At 70.8% G+C, this 16,651-nt stretch carries 17 protein-coding genes; 9 read left to right on the top strand and 8 right to left on the bottom strand.

The window, feature by feature from the left end:
• The first annotated feature begins 64 nt into the window (after nucleotides 1-64).
• Complete coding sequence (locus B056_RS0130515; protein ID WP_018505642.1) at nucleotides 65-859, top strand: nitroreductase family protein; 795 nt, start codon at nucleotides 65-67, stop codon at nucleotides 857-859.
• A 122-nt stretch (nucleotides 860-981) separates the two neighbouring features.
• Here B056_RS0130515 and B056_RS0130510 read toward each other — a convergent pair whose 3' ends face one another.
• Nucleotides 982-2,088 (bottom strand): lipase family protein, encoded by a 1,107-nt coding sequence (locus tag B056_RS0130510; RefSeq protein WP_018505641.1) that lies wholly within the window; start codon nucleotides 2,086-2,088, stop codon nucleotides 982-984.
• A gap of 494 nt (nucleotides 2,089-2,582) precedes the next feature.
• Between B056_RS0130510 and B056_RS0130500 the strand changes: the two genes are divergently transcribed.
• Nucleotides 2,583-3,203, top strand: coding sequence for a GNAT family N-acetyltransferase (locus tag B056_RS0130500; protein ID WP_018505639.1), 621 nt, complete (start codon nucleotides 2,583-2,585; stop codon nucleotides 3,201-3,203).
• A 6-nt stretch (nucleotides 3,204-3,209) separates the two neighbouring features.
• Nucleotides 3,210-3,698: a hypothetical protein gene (locus B056_RS0130495; RefSeq protein WP_018505638.1), complete on the top strand. Its 489-nt coding sequence runs from the start codon at nucleotides 3,210-3,212 to the stop codon at nucleotides 3,696-3,698.
• A gap of 245 nt (nucleotides 3,699-3,943) precedes the next feature.
• On the opposite strand, the gene B056_RS0130490 is transcribed toward B056_RS0130495, so the two are convergent.
• Entirely contained in the window at nucleotides 3,944-4,534 is a 591-nt protein-coding gene (locus B056_RS0130490) for a TetR/AcrR family transcriptional regulator (protein ID WP_018505637.1), read from the bottom strand.
• 141 nt (nucleotides 4,535-4,675) lie between these two features.
• On the opposite strand from B056_RS0130490, the gene B056_RS0130485 reads away from it, so the two are divergent.
• Nucleotides 4,676-5,650 (top strand): alpha/beta hydrolase family protein, encoded by a 975-nt coding sequence (locus B056_RS0130485; RefSeq protein WP_018505636.1) that lies wholly within the window; start codon nucleotides 4,676-4,678, stop codon nucleotides 5,648-5,650.
• Between the two features lie 91 nt (nucleotides 5,651-5,741).
• On the opposite strand, the gene B056_RS0130480 is transcribed toward B056_RS0130485, so the two are convergent.
• A complete protein-coding gene (locus B056_RS0130480; protein WP_018505635.1) occupies nucleotides 5,742-6,737 on the bottom strand; it encodes an aldo/keto reductase in 996 nt (331 codons plus the stop codon).
• A gap of 744 nt (nucleotides 6,738-7,481) precedes the next feature.
• Nucleotides 7,482-8,123, bottom strand: a complete 642-nt coding sequence (locus B056_RS0130475; protein ID WP_018505634.1) for a type II toxin-antitoxin system PemK/MazF family toxin — start codon at nucleotides 8,121-8,123, stop codon at nucleotides 7,482-7,484.
• A gap of 395 nt (nucleotides 8,124-8,518) precedes the next feature.
• On the opposite strand from B056_RS0130475, the gene B056_RS38580 reads away from it, so the two are divergent.
• Nucleotides 8,519-9,868 (top strand): APC family permease, encoded by a 1,350-nt coding sequence (locus B056_RS38580; RefSeq protein ID WP_018505633.1) that lies wholly within the window; start codon nucleotides 8,519-8,521, stop codon nucleotides 9,866-9,868.
• A 157-nt stretch (nucleotides 9,869-10,025) separates the two neighbouring features.
• On the opposite strand, the gene B056_RS0130465 is transcribed toward B056_RS38580, so the two are convergent.
• Nucleotides 10,026-10,958: a LysR family transcriptional regulator gene (locus B056_RS0130465; RefSeq protein WP_026240327.1), complete on the bottom strand. Its 933-nt coding sequence runs from the start codon at nucleotides 10,956-10,958 to the stop codon at nucleotides 10,026-10,028.
• Nucleotides 10,959-11,057: 99 nt separating this feature from the next.
• On the opposite strand from B056_RS0130465, the gene B056_RS0130460 reads away from it, so the two are divergent.
• Together B056_RS0130460 and B056_RS0130455 are read left to right on the top strand one after the other, a co-directional pair.
• Nucleotides 11,058-11,975 (top strand): zinc-binding dehydrogenase, encoded by a 918-nt coding sequence (locus B056_RS0130460; protein WP_018505631.1) that lies wholly within the window; start codon nucleotides 11,058-11,060, stop codon nucleotides 11,973-11,975.
• 191 nt (nucleotides 11,976-12,166) lie between these two features.
• Nucleotides 12,167-13,012, top strand: a complete 846-nt coding sequence (locus B056_RS0130455) for an LLM class F420-dependent oxidoreductase (RefSeq protein ID WP_018505630.1) — start codon at nucleotides 12,167-12,169, stop codon at nucleotides 13,010-13,012.
• Between the two features lie 149 nt (nucleotides 13,013-13,161).
• On the opposite strand, the gene B056_RS0130450 is transcribed toward B056_RS0130455, so the two are convergent.
• Complete coding sequence (locus B056_RS0130450; RefSeq protein WP_154677318.1) at nucleotides 13,162-14,127, bottom strand: NmrA family NAD(P)-binding protein; 966 nt, start codon at nucleotides 14,125-14,127, stop codon at nucleotides 13,162-13,164.
• 82 nt (nucleotides 14,128-14,209) lie between these two features.
• On the opposite strand from B056_RS0130450, the gene B056_RS0130445 reads away from it, so the two are divergent.
• The gene (locus B056_RS0130445) at nucleotides 14,210-15,169 is read left to right on the top strand and encodes a GlxA family transcriptional regulator (RefSeq protein WP_018505628.1); all 960 of its coding nucleotides are present in this window, start codon (nucleotides 14,210-14,212) and stop codon (nucleotides 15,167-15,169) included.
• Between the two features lie 46 nt (nucleotides 15,170-15,215).
• Here B056_RS0130445 and B056_RS0130440 read toward each other — a convergent pair whose 3' ends face one another.
• Together B056_RS0130440 and B056_RS0130435 are read right to left on the bottom strand one after the other, a co-directional pair.
• Complete coding sequence (locus tag B056_RS0130440; protein WP_018505627.1) at nucleotides 15,216-15,647, bottom strand: MarR family winged helix-turn-helix transcriptional regulator; 432 nt, start codon at nucleotides 15,645-15,647, stop codon at nucleotides 15,216-15,218.
• A gap of 23 nt (nucleotides 15,648-15,670) precedes the next feature.
• Nucleotides 15,671-16,108: an SRPBCC family protein gene (locus B056_RS0130435; protein WP_026240326.1), complete on the bottom strand. Its 438-nt coding sequence runs from the start codon at nucleotides 16,106-16,108 to the stop codon at nucleotides 15,671-15,673.
• A 213-nt stretch (nucleotides 16,109-16,321) separates the two neighbouring features.
• On the opposite strand from B056_RS0130435, the gene B056_RS45005 reads away from it, so the two are divergent.
• Nucleotides 16,322-16,573, top strand: coding sequence for a CGNR zinc finger domain-containing protein (locus B056_RS45005; RefSeq protein WP_018505625.1), 252 nt, complete (start codon nucleotides 16,322-16,324; stop codon nucleotides 16,571-16,573).
• The last annotated feature ends 78 nt before the right edge of the window (nucleotides 16,574-16,651 follow it).

Below are 16,651 nucleotides of genomic sequence, written 5' to 3'. Positions count from 1 at the left end.
CGCGCGAGTCGCTATTCTTCACTAAAACGATCGACAATGCGCTGATAGGTGAGGTCCTCGTCCGATGCCTGCCGCCGCCCGCTACGGGGATCCCGCCGCGACCCTCGACGTGCTCAACGACGTCCTGCGGGTGCAGCTCGCGCACCGTTCGGTGCGCAGCTTCGGGCCGCGCGACGTCGGCGAGGACGAACTGGCCGCGCTGGTCGCGGCCGCGCAGTCCGCGTCGACATCCTCCAATCTCCAGGTGTGGAGTGTGATCGCGGTGCGCGACCCCGAGCGCAAGGCCCGCCTGGCCACGCTCGCCGGCAACCAGCGGTTCATCGCGCGGGCCCCGCTGTTCCTGGTCTGGATCGCCGACCTCAGCCGGGTCCACCGGCTCGCCGAGCGGGCGGGAACCCAGGTGACCGCGGTCGACTACCTGGAGACCACGATCGTCGGCTTCGTCGACACCGCCCTCGCGGCGCAGAACGCCGCCGTGGCCGCCGAGTCACTCGGCCTGGGCACCGTGTTCGTCGGCGCGGTCCGCAACCGCCCCGAGGAGGTGGCGGCCGAGCTCGGGTTGCCCCCGCACGCCGTCGCGGCCTTCGGCCTGGCTGTCGGCGAGCCGGACCCGACCGAGCGGGCGGACGTCAAACCACGGCTGCCACGGGACGCGGTGCTGCACCGGGAACGCTACGACATCGCCGCGGACGCCCACATCGAGACCTACGATCAGCGGCTGTCCACCTACAACACGCGCTTCGGCCTGGACGGCGCCTGGAGCGACCGAGCGCTGGCCCGTCTGGCGGGCCCGGAGTCGATGGCGGGCCGCCACCGCCTCCGCGAAATCCTGGAGAACCTGGGCCTGCCCTCCCGCTGACAAAGTCTCCCGCCCCCCACCTCACCACGCTCGCCTCGGCGCCGTAGGTGTCCCGGCACCAGTCCCAGACGTTGCCCGGCATGCGGCTCATGCGGCTACCGCCAGCGCGGCCCTGCGCCAGGTCAGCAGGTGGAGGCCAGGGGGTTGCCCGCGAACCGGTCGGCGAGGAACGCGACCGGCTCGGCCTCCAGATAGGAGGCCGCGTCGTGGTTGGCGCCGGCGATCGGCATCCAGGTGACATCCGCTCCGCCCGCGCAGTACGTGCGCTCCAGGCTCTCCGCCTGCCCGAAGGCGACGACGTCGTCCTTTTCCCCGTGGTAGAGGAAGATCGGAACCTTCGGCGGTGTGGAACCCAACGAGTTCTCAGCCAGCCGCTTCTGCCACGTGGTGGACTTCAGCGGATCCGTGGTGAAGACGTCTCTGGCGTGTTTTCCCGCGAACGAGAGAACGGCCTGCTTCACGCACGCGGTCCGAAGCTGGTCGAGGCTGGCGCGAGCCGCCGGCAGGACGAAACTGTCGAGCTTCAGCTCCGAATAGGCCGCGTCGAACCCGAGAGCCGCCATGAACTCCACCGCGGCCCAGGTCGCGCCGTCGACCCCCGCGCTGACCTTCAGCAGGTCCGCGGGGACCCCACCGGCGGCGATCCCCACCGTGTTCAGATCCGGCGCGTAGCCCGGCGCGAGCTCTCCGGCCCAACTCGCGGCGCCGCCGCCCTGGGAGTAACCCCAGAAGCCGACCTTGGCGTTCCTGGACAGGCCGCCCTCGCGAAGGCGCAACGCGGCCCGCGCCGCGTCGAGGACGGCATGCCCCTCGGCCCGGCCGACAGCGTAGGTGTGGGGTCCGGGTGTGCCCAGACCCTCGTAATCGGTGGCCGCGACCGCCCAGCCGTGGCTCGCCGCCAGCTCGAGGATGTCGGCCCAGTCATCCGCGCCGGCCGCGAGGGACTTCGACGGCGCGCAGTCGTCACCGAGACCGTGGGTGCCGGTCGCGAACCCGAGCAACGGCATGTCGGCCCGGGACCCGGCCGGTGGGAACACAATCGTGCCGGACACGGCGACCGGTTGGTCGTGCGTGTCCGTCGACAGGTAAAGCACCTGGTAGACGGTGAAATTGGCGTCCTTGAGCTTGCCAGCGGCCGGGACCTTCCGGGACCACAGAATGTCTCCGGGATCACCCGCCGGCAGCACCTTGGGCGGAATATAGAACGCGTCACCGGCCGGCGCCGCCACCGGGCCGGTATAGCGGACGGCGGCAGATGTCGGTGACGCGGGCGCGTCGTTCCCGTTGCCTCCGCCCGACCCCGCACAGGCGGCGACCACCAAGGCCAGGCCACAGGTCGTCGTCCATGCCATGACGCGAGAAACCGACGCGACCACGCGACTGCCGCTCACGAGCCCCTGCCCCCCACGGAACTCTCGCCAGTCCGTCTATCACGTACAGCTACGTCAGATCGGACGCCGTTTCCGTAGCAGAGGACACTAGCATTACCGGCGGTCCGGTACCCACAGACGTCAGATCACCCGGCGGACACTCGGGCCAGGCCACGCTCACCGGCGGAAAGCCTCGGTTCACGCGCGAGCAGCGCCCGACCGCCGTTCATCCGGTGGGCCATCGGACCGCCGAGGGTTCGATCGCCGCCCACGGCCTGTCATGATCAGGACCAGATATCGACTTCCGCAGTAATCCGTACGGGGATGCCACCAAACCGGCTAGTATGCGAGGTATGCGGGTCACGACACTGTCTGATCTCGAGCCATCGCAGGTCGTTTCGGTTGAGAGAATTTATCTGGAGGCCTTTCCCGCGGGGGAGCGGATGCCGTTCAAGGAGATACTGCGGGATGTCGACGCCGGTATTCGCGTTGCTTACGTCGCACTTGACGAGGACACTGCGCTGGGCTTTGCCTCGGCCTACGTCCTCCAGTCGGTCCAGACGTTCTTCCTTGAATACATCGCGATCGAGAAGAGGCACCGCGGCGGCGGGTTCGGCGGTGAGCTGTGGCATCACATCCGTACCGACGTCCGGCACCGTCAGGGCGTCTCAGCGATTGTCCTTGAGGTCGAAGACCCCGACGAGCCGGACATCGGTCCAGCCGCGGCCGTCGCACGCCGAAGGCGCATCCGCTTCTACGAGAACAGAGGCGCCCGCATGCTGCCCGTCACGGACTTCCGGGTTCCGCTCCTCCAGGGAGACGGAGAACAGCCGATGCTCCTGATGTGGGCACCGGCCGCCCAGCCGGATCCGCCGACCGGCGCCGAGCTGACCGACCTCGTCCGAGCGCTGTACGAAGAAGGCTACGACCTCCCTCCCGACCACCCACTTGTCATCGCGACATCTGGAAAGTGACCTCGGATGGACATGTCGAACATTGTCGCGGTCGTCGCGCTGATGCTTTCCCTCGGCGCGACGGCACTGTCCGTGTCGGACGCCAGAAGAAATCGGACGGTCACGACCTACAACAGTACGACCGATCTAGCCCTCCAAATAGACAGAGTCTTTATCGAGTACCCCCAGTGGCGACCCCACTTCTATGACGACAAGCCGATCCCCGCGGATTCCACACACCAGGACCGCAGCCAGGTACTGGCGATAACCGAGTTCTGTCTCGACATTCTGGAATGCATTTGGGATCGGAAACTCGAGTACTCCAAGAAGGATCTCAGCTCCTGGCGCGCATGGATTCTGGACCTCTTCAACTCGTCACCGGCCATGAGGGACTACTTCTCCGAAAACAGCACCTGGTATCCCACTCTCACGGGTCTGCACAAGGAGGAACGGTCGGCCTGGTGGCTCGACGATCCTTCTCCGACACCCGCGCCGCCTCAGCCGCGAGCCGGCTGATCACTCCGCGAACTCGGCGGCCGCTCGGCCGTCTCGCGCTCCCCGACGGACAGCCCGCCGAACGCAAAGGTCCCGCTGCCGTACCCGGCTGCCAGCGGCCATAGCCGCGACCGTCGCCCCGAGTTCCCGGCAGGCCTCGCCCGCGGCGGCGTCCACCTCGCCGACGATCGACAGTGGCTCGCGGGCGCTTCCACCTCAGCCCGGTGGCGATGGTCTCGACCCCGTGGGATCGGGCGTGGCCACTTTCACCGGCGCAGCCCCGCGACGAGGAGTTGGACGAGACGCCGGGTGTCGTAGCGCTGGTTGGCGCCGGCGCCGGCGCAGATGCCCCCGATGCCGTACATCAGCTCGAACGCGTCGACGTCGGAGCGAATCTCGTCGGCGGCGGCTTCGAGCAGTCGGGTGCACACGGGCACGAGCCGCTCCAGGAAGTAGGAGTGCAGGGGGTCGTAGCAGTGGTCGTCGGACTGCAGGACGGCGGCGAGGCCGAGCTTGGTGACCACGAAGTCGACGAACAGGTCGATCCACCGGGTGAGCGCGGCGTAGGGGGTCGGGCTGGACTCCAGCAGGGCGGGTCCGGCTTCGGCGAGCGCCTCGACCTGGTGGCGGTAGACGGCGATGATCAGATCGGCGCGGGTGGGGAAGTGGCGGTAGATCGTGGCCGTCCCGGTGCCGGCCCGGGCCGCGATGTCGCGCAGCGGTGCCTCGACGCCGGAGGTGACGAAGACCGCGGCGGCGGCGTCGAGCAGGTTCTTCTCGTTGCGTCGCGCGTCCGCCCGCTTGGGCTGCGCCGCCCTGTCGACGTTGCTCCCGGTCACGACCACATCCTTCTTCACCAGCCGGATTGAAAAACGGGACAGCGTCCCATATCGTCAATCGGGACGGCGTCCCACTTCTGATGGTGTCAGACCGGAACCCGTCGGCCAAGTCGGCGCGAGCGCGGATCCGGCGATCGAAGCACCTGGAAGGCGACTGTCATGAACGCATCGGATCTCAGGAACGCATCGGACACGGCGACGGCGACCATCGAGGTCGTGGACACGGGCGCGGGAGTCCCGGTGATCTCGGTCAAGCCGATCGCGCTGCCGGCCCCGGGCCGCGGCCGCGACCAGCTGGTCCGGGTCTCGGCGCCCGCGACCGGGCGGAATCTGCCGATCATCGTCTTCTCGCACGGCTTCGGGTCCTCGCTGGAGGGCTACGGCCCGCTGGTCGACTTCTGGGCCGCGCACGGCTTCGTGGTGATCCAGGCCACCCACCTGGACTCGCGGACGGCGGGCCCGGACCCCGCCGACCCGCGCGGGCCCGACACCTGGAGATACCGGGTGGAGGACAACAAGCGCATCCTGGACCACCTCGACGGGCTGGAAGCAGCCGTCCCGGGCCTCTCCGGGCGCACCGACCGCGGCCGGATCGCCGCTGTCGGGCACTCCTTCGGCGGCCAGACCGCGGGCATCCTGCTGGGCCTGCGCGTGACCGACCCGCGGACCGGCATCGCCCAGGACCTGTCCGACCCGCGGATCAAGGCCGGGGTTCTGCTGGCCACGGCCGGACAGGGCGGGGCGGGCCTGACGCCGTTCGCGGTGGAGAACCTGCCGTGGCTGCGCGAGCAGAGCTTCGCCCAGATGACCACGCCGGCCCTGGTGGTCATGGGCGACCAGGACGACCTGCCGCTGACCGTGCGCGGCGCGGCCTGGACCGCGGACCCCTACCACCTCAGCCCCGGGCCCAAGAGCCTGCTCGTCCTGAACGGCGCCCAGCACTTCCTGGGCGGGATCTCCGGCTACCAGGTCACCGAGACCACTGACGAGAACCCCGCCCGCGTCGCCCTGCTCCAGCAGGTCACCTGGGCCTACCTGCGCCACGCCCTGGGCGTCGAGGACGCCAGCTGGCGGACGGCCCACAGGGCGCTGGCCGACAGCGACCACCCACTGGGCCGACTCGAGTCCAAGTAGCCCACGGCCACACCCGAACTGGTCGGACCGGGCCCGCCCGCGGCGACCACCTCGACCATGGCGCGGTGGCCGACGCGGCGGGCGGTCCTCGCTACCAGGCGAAGTGCTCGGGGGCCGTCCGGTAGCCCGGGAAGATCTCGTCCAGCCGGGCGAGCGCCTTCTCGTCCAGGTGGACGTCGAGCGCCCGGACGGCGTCGTCGAGGTGCTGCTGGATGCGCGGGCCGACGATCGGCGCGGTGACGGCCGGCTGGTGCAGCAGCCAGGCGAGCGCGACGTCACCGGGTTCGTGGCCGAGCTCGGCGGCGAAGTCCTCGTAGGCCTCGATCTGGGGGCGGCTGGCCTCCAGCGTCTGCGCGGCACGGCCTTCGAGGCGACGCAGGCTCTCGCGCTCCTTGCGCAGCACACCACCGAGCAGCCCGCTCTGCAGCGGCGACCACGGGAGGAGGCCCACGCCGTAGTGCTGCGCGGCGGGCAACACCTCCAGCTCGACCTCCCGGGTGAGGAGGTTGTAGATCGGCTGCTCGCTGACCAGGCCGAACGTCCCGCGCTGGGCTGCGGCGGCCTGCGCCTGGGCGATGTGCCAGCCGGCGAAATTGCTGCTGCCGACGTAGAGGATCTTGCCGGCCGTGACGGCGACGTCGACAGCCTGCCAGATCTCATCCCACGGGGTGGCGCGGTCGACGTGGTGGAACTGGTAGAGATCGATGTAGTCGGTCTGCAGGCGGGTCAGGCTCGCGTCCAGGGCACGGCGGATGTTGAGCGCCGACAGCCTGCCCTCGTTGGGCCACTCCCCCATGGGGCTGTAGACCTTGGTCGCCAGCACAGTGCGCTCCCGGCGCCCACCGCCCCGCGCGAACCAACGGCCGATGATCGACTCGGTGTAGCCCCTGCCCTCACCGAGGCCCGACACGCCGGCCGAACGCAGACCGTAGGCGTTGGCCGTGTCGAAGAAGTTGATGCCGTGCCCATGCGCCGACTCCATGATCTTGTGGGAGTCGTCCTCGCTGGTCAGGGGGCCGAAGTTCATCGTGCCGAGGCACAGACGCGAGACGGACAGACCGGAACGACCGAGCTGTGTGAACTGCATCTTGGGCGGAGTCCTCTCCGATGAGGGATCAGCCGGCGCCACGTCAGGCGGGCGCCGTACAGGCCCAGTCTCCAACGTCGAGCGCGCTGCGGGTCAAGCCCGCGACGGCGGTCAGCTCGTGGTGAACCCGGCACGGACCGGCCCCGCAACCGCGGTTCCGCCCCGCGTCGCCCCTGGCAGACCGGGCCCGCCCCTTCGCCGGACAGTCGCCGGACAGCCGCGGGACAGCCGCGGGACAGCCGCGGGACAGCCGCGGGACGAGGAACGAAACGCGCCCGGAGTCACGAGCCACCTCAGGCGACAACCTGGACTTCCTGACACCGCCGGACCCTACGGACCTGCTCGCGATGCTCGCCTACGTCTTCCTCACCGCCCCCAGCCACCACCACCGCGCAGGGCAGGGCAGACCCGCGCGGGCCGGCCGAAACACTGATCGCTGCCGGCCGGACCACACGGAGGGAGTGGAGGGGTCAGCCCTTACGGATCACGCCGGTGCCGGTCCAGACGGTCACCACACCCGTCGTTCGAAAAGTCGCGCGCGTCGCACGGTCACATTACGTGTCGCAGAGAGCTCGCCGCCGCCGGACCGGCCGTACACGACTGCCAGCGGCCATCACCGCGATCGCACCGGGCACCGGGCACCGGGCACTTCGTCGTTCCCGGACGAACCGGCAGCCATCCGATCACCGTAGCCGGCCCCGGGGCCACGCTGCCCGTACCCCGCCGAAAGCCAGAGGCGACGAGCTACTGGCGCCAACCGTAGCGCTGATGCAGCCGGTCCGTGACCCGCTCGAACGGCTCGCGCGGCAGGGCCGTCGCCTCTCGACGCATCCCGCCCTCGTGCACCCGGATCACCCGGTCCAGATTGGCCCAGGACGGTCGGTGCTCGCGGTCCCACCCGCCCGCGCCGACGGGCACAAAGTCACCCTCGCCGTCGTGGTCCTTGCTGGTCAGCTGCACAGCCAGGTAGGTGCCCGCGGATTCGGCGGCCACCACGAGGACCGGCCGGTCCTTGCCCCGTCCGTCATTCTCCTCGAACGGCACCCACGTCCAGACGATCTCGCCGGGATCCGGGGCCCCGTCCGATTGCGGAGAGTAGCTCATCCGCACCGGCCCGACGCGACGCGGATCGACCTCCGTGGTGGCGCTCGGCCCGGCTTCGCCCGGCGAGGCCTCCGCGTTCGCGCGGGACGGCCGCGCCCGCTCCCGGGCCGGGCGGCCGCGCGCGGCCGCCGCCGAGGACGAAGAGGTGGAACGGGCCGTCGGTGTTGACGTCGACCGCCGCCGGCCCTCCCGTCCCACCTCCCGCGCGGGTGCCTCGCCCCGACGGCGGCCGCTCGTCACCAGGTCGGACACGACCTTGATCAGATCCCCCAGCAGTCCCATGCCGCCACGGTAATCGGACCGGCCACAGCTCCTTAAGGAACGTCCCTCCCGACCTGGCAGTTCTCCCGCCGGCCCCGAGTACCGCCGCCGTTGTCCGCCGGCGGTCCCCAAGTCCCGCGTCGCGCAGATGTGCGTCGCGCAACGGAGATCAGCGCCGGGTCCGACGGTTCCCGATCGTGACCATCTGAGCCGGGCAGGCTCCAACAGGCGGGCTGGCAGGCACGGTGTCAGTATTCGGTCGGGGGACGTCAGCCCGGCTCTCCCGACGGCGTGACGGGCAGCGACCAGCCCACGCATCAGGGGCAGCCACCCGATGAACGGGCGTCCGACCAATATCGGCCGGGACGACGGCCGGCCAAGCCCGCGGGGACAGGACAACCGATGACGAGACGGCGGTGACCGGGCGAACGGCGCCCGCCGCACAGCCCGCCCTGGCGCGCGTCCTGAGTGGGCGGATGCTGTTGTTCCTCGTGCTCGGTGACGTCCTCGGATCGGGGATCTACGCGCTCACCGGGCAGATCGCCGCCGACGTCGGCGGGATGATCTGGGCACCGTTCCTGATCGCCTTCGCGCTGGCGTTCCTCACCGGGACGGCCTACGCCGAGCTTGTCGGCAAGTTCCCCCAGGCGGCCGGAGCGGCGCTCTACGCCAACGAGGCGTTCCGCCGCCCGTTTCTCACCTTCATGGTCGGCTTCACCGTGCTGGCCGCCGGGATCACCTCCACCGCCACCGCCGCGCGGGCCATCGGGGGCAAATACCTCGCGGAGTTCGTGGCGGCCCCGACGGTCCTCGTCGCGGTCGTGTTCATCCTGCTGACCGCGGCCCTCAACGCCCGCGGGATCGCGGAGTCGGCCCGGGTGAACCTTGTCCTCACCGTGATCGAGCTGGCCGGGCTGTTGCTGATCGTCGGGATCGGCGTGCACGCGCTGGCTACCGGAGCGGGCGAACCGGGACGGGCCTTCGAGCTGCGTACCGAGGGGCCTGCGCCGCTCGCCCTGCTCGCCGGCACGACGCTCGCGTTGTACGCGATGCTCGGCTTCGAGAACTCGGTGAACCTCGTCGAGGAGGCCCGCCGGCCGCGCCGGGACCTGCCCCGGGCGCTGTTCGGCGGCATGTCCATCGCCGGCACGGTCTACCTGTTCGTCGCGTTCACCTGCGCGATGCTGGTGGATCCCGACATCCTCGCCGGCTCCGGTGCCCCGCTGCTGGAGGTGGTGAAGGCCTCCGACGTGCCGGTGCCGTCGAAGCTCTTCGCCGCGGTCGCGCTGGTCGCGGTCGCCAACACCGCCCTGATGAACATGGTGATGGCCTCCCGTCTCGTCTACGGCATGGCTGCCCAGGGCACGATCCCGAGCGTCTTCGCGCGGGTGCTGCCCGGCCGACGCACCCCGCCGATAGCGATCGGCTTCGTGACGGCCCTGGCGGTGACGCTGGCCAGCACCGGCCAGCTGGCCGGCCTTGCCGACACCACCGTCCTGCTCCTGCTGCTGGTCTTCTTCGTCGTCAACCTCAGCGCGCTGGTGCTGCGACGCGAGCCCGCCCCACCGGGCGCCTACCGTGCCCCCATCTGGGCCCCGGCACTCGGCGCGCTGTCCTGCGCGACGCTGGCCTCCCCGCTGGTCCACCGCGAGGGCACCGTCTACCTGCGCGCCCTCGGCCTGCTCGCGCTCGCCGCCGTCCTCTTCCGCGTCCAGAAAGCCGTCAGCGACCGGTTCCGCGCGTGTGAGGTATCCGGCGCTGCCTGACCACCCCGTCGCAGTCGTGCGGATCTCACCACGTTCCGTCATGTCCGGGGGCCAGTCGGCACGGGCGCCACACGGCCCGCCTGCGCCAGCCCACCGCTGCTGCCCCGCTGCCCCGGTCCCGTGCCCGTGGGTGCCCGTGCACTGCCCTCCACCCGGCTCACGGTTCCGGCTCGCCCGCGTGGCAAGCCACCCTCGCGGGACGGGAGCAGGCACGGCAGGTATCGGTGAAGACGTCGACGAACGGGCGGTTGTCGACCGTGCGCCAGACAACCGCCAGTTCGCTGGGCGGCAGTCCGCTGACCGGCCGGCAGACGACGTCGTCGCGGTGGTAGATCTCGGCGTTGCCGGCGGAGAGCAGGGTGATCCCCAGTCCAGAGGCGACCGCTTCGAAGGACTCCTCGGCGGTCTCGGCCTCCGCGACGATGACGGCCGGTGACTGCCGGGCCGCCGCCCCGAGCCAGAAGTCCCGCTGGGCGCCGGCCGTCCTCGGCAACGCGATGAAGGGCTCGTCGACCAGATCGGCGAAGGGCACCGTAAGCAGGCCGGCGAGGCGGTGACGTGGCGCAAGTGCGACCCAGACGTCCTCGCGTGCCACGACCCGCCAGGAAAGCGCGCCGGTGTCGGGCACCGGCAGCCAGGCGATCGCCACGTCCACCTCGCCATGGGCCAGGCCAACCGTGGGATCGGCCCAGGAGACCTGGCGGAACACCAGCTTCCAGCCGGGCAGCCGCTGTCGCATCCGCGCGGTGACGGCTGGGATGAGCCCGCGACCGATCCGCGTCTGAAAACCGACCCGCACCGTTGTCCCGGACCGGGCCGACGCCTCCGACACCGCGAGCAGCGCCGCTTCCCAGTCCTCGGTGAGCCGCCGGGCATACGGCAGCAGGGCCTCTCCGGCCGGCGTCAACCGGACCGCCCGCCGCTCCCGATAGAAAAGGACGGTCCGTAACGACTGTTCCAGCTGGCGGATCTGCTTGCTCAACGCCGGCTGCGAGATGAACAGCCGCTGGGTCGCCGCCCGGGTGAAGCTCTGTTCCTCGGCGACCGCCACGAAGTAACGGAGATCCCGCACATGCACGTCCATAGCCATTGGTTATAGCAACGGGTCTTGGACCAGCACGGCGGAACCAGGCACGGTGATCTGGCGGGGCTCCCGACTGCCCCGGCACCCAGTCCCAGGAAGGCCGCCATGCAGGCACTCGTCTACGACCCGGACCAGCCCGCTGGCCTGCGGCTGGCGGAGGTGGTCGAACCGGCTCCCAGGCCCGACCAGGCGCTGGTCGAGGTTCGCGCGATCTCGTTGAACTTCGGCGAGCTGGCCTACCGGACAGGGCACGCCCGGCCTGGGGAGGTCCACGGGTGGGACGCCGCCGGGGTGGTCGCCGCCGCCGCCGAGGACGGATCCGGCCCGCCGCCCGGCACGCCAGTCGTGACCTTCGGCTGGAACGGCGCCTGGGCGCGCCGCCGCGCCGTCTCCACGGCGGACATGGCGGAGCTGCCGGTCGCGCTCGATCCAGGCGCGGCGGCGGCGCTGCCCGTCGCCGGAGTTACCGCGCTGCGCGCGGTCCGTCGGCTGGGTTCGGTCCTCGGCCGCCGCGTCCTGATCACCGGAGCTTCCGGTGGGGTGGGACGGTTCGCCGTACAGCTGGCTGCCCGCGCTGGCGCCGATGTCGTCGCATCGGTCGGGAGCCCGGCGCGCGGCGAGGGGCTCGACCGGTTGGGTGCCACCGCCATCGTCATCGGTCCGAGGAACGTGACCGGATCGGTCCACGGGGTTCTCGACAACGTGGGCGGACAGCAGCTCGCCGACGCGTTCGCGCTGCTCGAGCCGGGCGGGGTCGCGCTGTCCATCGGTAAGGCGTCCGGCCGGGCGACCACCATCGACTTCGAGGCGGAACGGCATCGGCCCGGCGACCGGCGGATCGAGCCGTTCGTCATCGGCTCCGGGCTGGCCGAGGACCTCGGCTACCTCGTCCGGTTGCTCGACCGGGGCGAGCTGGACTCGCAGATCGGCTGGCGGGGCCCCTGGGAGCGGGCGCCCGAAGCCGCCGAGGCGCTGCTGTCCCGCCGCGTCGCGGGCAAGGCCGTCCTCGACGTGCCGGCCTGACGAGGCGACGCCATCGGCCACGGTGGGCATCCGCTCGTCGGTTGTCGCACCAGATCTTCAGCGGCCGTCGCGACCCGAACTGCCGCTGACGGCTCGACGGGCTGGCCAGGGCCTCCGGCCGGCGGAACGGCCGGCGAGGCGACGTCCGAGCAAGTTTTCCATCCGAGCAGAGATCCTGAAGGAGCGCGAGCGTGGAACTCGGTGTCAGTGGTCTGAACGCGAAGGCGACGGCCGGCCCGGAGGCGACCGTCCGCCTGGCCCGGCTGGCCGAGGAGCTGGGGTACAGCTCCTGGTGGGCCAATGAGCACGTCGTCCTGCCCAGCCCTCGGGTGCCGGCATCGCCGATGGAGGCGACGGACCCGATCCTCGACCCGCTGATTCACCTGACCTGTGTGGCCGCGGCCACCCGGCGGCTCGAACTGGGCACCGGGATCGTCATCCTTCCCCAGCGCAACCCGCTGGTTCTGGCCAAGCAGGTGGCAAGCCTGGACGTGCTGAGCGGAGGGCGGGTCCTGCTCGGCGTCGGCGCCGGCTACCTGGAGCCGGAGATGTCCGCCATCGGGGTACCGATGGCCGGGCGCGGCCGGCGCATGGACGAGTACCTGGACGCGATGACCTCTCTCTGGCTCGATCCCCTGCCCTCCTACCGGGGGCAGTACGTCTCGTTCGCGGACGTCGACGCGCACCCGCGCCCCGTCCGCCCAGGCGGCCCGCGAGTCGTGATCGGCGGCCACAGTCCGGCCGCCTACCGACGCGCGGTCGCCCGCGGGCACGGATGGTTCGGCAACGGCACCGCCGCCGACCTCGCCACCCACCTGTCCGGACTGGCCGCGGCCGCGGCCGAGGTCGAGCGACCGGCCCGGCTCGGCCGCCTGGAAATCATCTACATGCAGCTCGATCCGATCGAGGTCACCGCCGCCGCGGCCCGTCGGTACGCCGAACTCGGGGTGGACCGTCTCCTCGTGTATCCGCTGCCGATCGAGTCGGAGCGTGACGTCGCCGCCTTTCTGGAACGGCACGCCTCCCTTCGGGCGTAGGCCGGCACGACAGCGGTCGTCGACTTCCTCGCCGGCCTGGCACCCGGCCCCTCCGTGACCAGAACGGGCGGCCGAGCTCGCTTCCCTTTCGAATCAATGGCGATCGTCTCTTCGCCGCGAACGGGGCTGGTCGCGACACCGAGTCGGGTTCACGCCGTGCCCTCGAACAGCTCGGCGAGTCTCACCCGGCCGCTGCCGGCCAGCCAGGTCCCGAAACTCGTCAGCCCCGGATACCGGGCGCGGGTGGCGGCGATGTCGACGCCATACCCGCCCCGATCGTTCAGGAAGCTCGCGACGTCCGCGACCTCCTCGCTCTGACCACGGACAACCTCGACCGGCACATGCAGGTAGCGGATATCGCGTCCGGTGGCGAGGCTGAGCGCCTCCGCCGTCTGCCCCGGGCGGAGCGCGTCGCCGGCGATCGAGACGGCCGTCCCCGAATAGCGCGCCGGATCAGCGAAGGCGAGGGCGACGAAGGCACCGATGTCCTCAAGGGCGATCAGCTGTTCGGGGACGTCCGGCGCGAACGGCGTGGCCAGGGTTCCGGTCTGCACGCCAAAGGCCGGGTCCGCGTAGTTCTCCATGAACGAGACCGGGCGCAGGATCGTCGCAGGGATACCGACACGGCGAATATGCTCCTCGATCGCCCACTTGCTCGCGAAGGCACGGCCACCGCCGCCACGCTCCACACCGGCGACCGAGGCGTAGACCAGGTGCCGGACCCGGGCGGCCGCCGCCGCGTCGGCCACGTGCCTGCCCCGCCTGACCTCATCGTCGAAGGGCACCGGCGGTGCGCCCAAGGCGCCCTGCTGCACGCTGAACACCCCATGGACGCCCTCGACGGCGGCATCCAGCGACCCGCGGTCGTCCAGGTCGCCCTCGACCACCTGCGCGCCGGCCGCGGCGAGCCGCCGCGCGGCCCCGGACGCCGGATCGCGGGTCAGGGCCCGCACCCGCCAGCCATCGGCGAGCAGGCGCGCGGCGGCGGCTCCGCCCTGTTTGCCGGTGGCGCCGGTCACCAGGATGACCTTTGTGGCCTTGTCACCCAGGACGCCCTCGGTCCGGGTCTCGTCTGGCGCCCGGTTCCGTCTCGTCGTCTCGTCGTCTTCGCGCATACCGCGAGACTTCCGCATCGGATCCGGGCCGTCCGCTGGCCCGAAGGCCAGCATCCGCAGGTTTTGCGCCAACCTCTCAGGCATGATCGACGGCATGGCCTTCCGCCGCGTCGTCGCCTATGCCCCGCCGGGCGCCACCGCTCTCGGCCTCGGGATCGTCAACGCGACCTTCGGTCCTCGGCCCGGCATTCCTGGCTTCGACCTCGCCATCTGCGCGCGCCACCCCGGTCCCCTCCAGACCGATCTCGGCCTACCGCTGACAGTGGAGAACGACCTCGGACTGCTGACGACGGCCGATCTGATCATCATTCTGCCGGCCGTCGACTACCACGTCGAACCCTCGCACCCCGTTCTCCCCATGCTGCGCGCGGCCCGCGACCGAGGTGCGACCATCGCCGCCCACTGCGTCGGCACCTTCACCCTGGCGGCCGCCGGCCTGCTCGACGGCCTCACCGTGACGACCCACTGGCAGTTCGCCGACGAGCTCGCCGGCCGCCATCCCGAGGTGAAGGTCGCGCCGGAGGCCCTCTACATCGACGAAGGCGCGATCATCACCGGAGCGGGAGCCGCGGCCGGCATGGACATGTGCCTCCATCTGATCCGCCGCGAACACGGCGCCGGACTGGCGAACACGATCGCGCGCGGGCTGGTGATACCACCCCACCGCGACGGTGGTCAGGCCCAGTACGTCAGTACCCCGGTGCCTTCGGACAGCGAGGACCAACGCCTGGCCGCGGCCATCGCCTGGGCCCGGGAACATCTGGACCATCGGATAACCCTCGACACGCTGGCCTCTCAGGCCCTGATGAGCCGCCGCTCCTTCATCCGCCACTTCAGGTCAGCCACCGGGACATCCCCGCACGCCTGGCTGCGGACCCAGCGCCTCTCACTCGCCGAGGAACTACTGGAGACGACCAACCTGTCCGTCGAACAGGTCGCGACGCGGGTCGGCTATCGCAACGCGGCCGTTTTCCGTGAACAGTTCGTCCTTCACCGCGGGGTGTCACCCAGCGACTACCGCCGGACCTTCAGCCATTCCTGACCGCACGTGGTCCGACCAGGACAATCTTCATCGGCACCGCGCCCGCTCAGGCCTCGGGTTGACCCGTGAGCGGGCGCAGCAGACGCAGCGCCTCGGCCGTGGGAACGGGACGGAAGAAGTCGGCATCGACCTGCTCGACGGCCGCGAGCGCCTGAGGAGCGAGCTCGGCACCATGCTCCGTGACCCGCACCAGCTTGGCCCGGGTGTCGGCGGGATCGGTCTCGCGTCGGACCAGACCGTTGCTTTCCAGGGTGCGCAGCACCTGGGACGTCATTTTCACGTCCGTGCCGGCGTACGCGGCGACCGCGAGCTGATTGGGCCGCTCCCCCTGGCCATCCAGCCACCACACCGACGTGAGCAGGACAAACTGGACGTGCGTGAGCTCGAACGGCGCGAGCGCGACCGTGATGGCACGCTGCCAGCGCAGCGTGGCGTGCCAGAGCAGGAAGCCGGGAGACTCGCTGGGATGCAGCGCCACGCTGAGCTGGTCGTCCTTTCCTGTCAGGGCCGCGCCGGAGCCGCCGCCGCCTCCGCGAGGCGGGTGAGCGCGGCGATCGTCTCGGGGAAGTCGCCGGAGATCGCCGGGCCGATCCGGGGACCGAGTTCGTCGGCGGCCGGGCCGTCGATCTCCATCCGGTAGCTGACCCGGCAGTGCTCGGCGTCGATGCGCCCGACGAGGTGGGTCGTGCGCACGACGATGTCATCGAGCTCGGCCTCGTCGACGAACCGCTCCGGCGGCTGCACCTCGGACAGCCGCAGCCGCACCGGGTCGTCGCTGGCGGGGTTCATGACGATGACGGTACCGACCTCGAACGGACCGTCGACGTCGATGGACTTGATGTCGGCGTTCCAGCTGCCCCAACCGGCCACATCCGCCCACAGCCGCCAGACCGCGTCCGGCGACGCCGTCGTGACCACGCCATGCTCACAGCTCCACATCCTGGCACCTCTCTGGAAATTAGACTTCGCGAAGACTATCTGCGCGCATCCTTAATGGCCAGACTCCGACCCCAGACCATCGACGTGGCGGTTGGAACGCCGGAACCCCGGAGCCACACCGTCCACGCCCCCCCAAGGCACCCGCGACCGGGCGAGGCGGTCCCGCTGCCGGCCGGCGCGAGGCCGCACAGGGCATCGGACCAAGCGCCCAGCATGGACGTTTCGGGCACGCTGCACTGGCACGCCGACAATCCCGTGTCGGCGACCCTCGCTCTCGTCGCCCGCGACGCCCTTGATCTCGCCGCGTCCTCCGCCATCGCCCGTGTCCGTGGCTGTGCCAACCCGAGCTGCGGGGCCGTGTTCCTCGACAGCTCGCGTCCGGGTACACGCCGATGGTGCTCGATGGACCGATGTGGCAACCTCGCCAAGAAGAACGCACTACGCGGCAGAGCCACGACCATCTGAAGCCGCCCGCGACACCGAAGGGTGGCGAGGTGCGCCCGCTTCCACGCCCAGACGGATGGGGTTCATCGCCTGACGCTC

This window comes from Parafrankia discariae (assembly GCF_000373365.1).
Taxonomy (GTDB): domain Bacteria; phylum Actinomycetota; class Actinomycetes; order Frankiales; family Frankiaceae; genus Parafrankia; species Parafrankia discariae.
The sequence above is the reverse complement of the archived record's forward strand: the minus strand, read 5'-3'. Positions and strand labels throughout refer to the sequence as shown.

Coding starts and splice junctions, on each gene's coding strand:
- B056_RS0130515 (WP_018505642.1), top strand. CDS start 65: ATGCCTGCCGCCGCCCGCTACGGGGATCCCGCCGCGACCCTCGACGTG.
- B056_RS0130460 (WP_018505631.1), top strand. CDS start 11,058: ATGCAGGCACTCGTCTACGACCCGGACCAGCCCGCTGGCCTGCGGCTG.
- B056_RS0130485 (WP_018505636.1), top strand. CDS start 4,676: ATGAACGCATCGGATCTCAGGAACGCATCGGACACGGCGACGGCGACC.
- B056_RS0130465 (WP_026240327.1), bottom strand. CDS start 10,958: ATGGCTATGGACGTGCATGTGCGGGATCTCCGTTACTTCGTGGCGGTC.
- B056_RS0130450 (WP_154677318.1), bottom strand. CDS start 14,127: ATGCGCGAAGACGACGAGACGACGAGACGGAACCGGGCGCCAGACGAG.
- B056_RS0130500 (WP_018505639.1), top strand. CDS start 2,583: ATGCGGGTCACGACACTGTCTGATCTCGAGCCATCGCAGGTCGTTTCG.
- B056_RS0130480 (WP_018505635.1), bottom strand. CDS start 6,737: ATGCAGTTCACACAGCTCGGTCGTTCCGGTCTGTCCGTCTCGCGTCTG.
- B056_RS0130495 (WP_018505638.1), top strand. CDS start 3,210: ATGGACATGTCGAACATTGTCGCGGTCGTCGCGCTGATGCTTTCCCTC.
- B056_RS45005 (WP_018505625.1), top strand. CDS start 16,322: ATGGACGTTTCGGGCACGCTGCACTGGCACGCCGACAATCCCGTGTCG.
- B056_RS0130435 (WP_026240326.1), bottom strand. CDS start 16,108: ATGTGGAGCTGTGAGCATGGCGTGGTCACGACGGCGTCGCCGGACGCG.
- B056_RS0130445 (WP_018505628.1), top strand. CDS start 14,210: ATGATCGACGGCATGGCCTTCCGCCGCGTCGTCGCCTATGCCCCGCCG.
- B056_RS0130475 (WP_018505634.1), bottom strand. CDS start 8,123: ATGGGACTGCTGGGGGATCTGATCAAGGTCGTGTCCGACCTGGTGACG.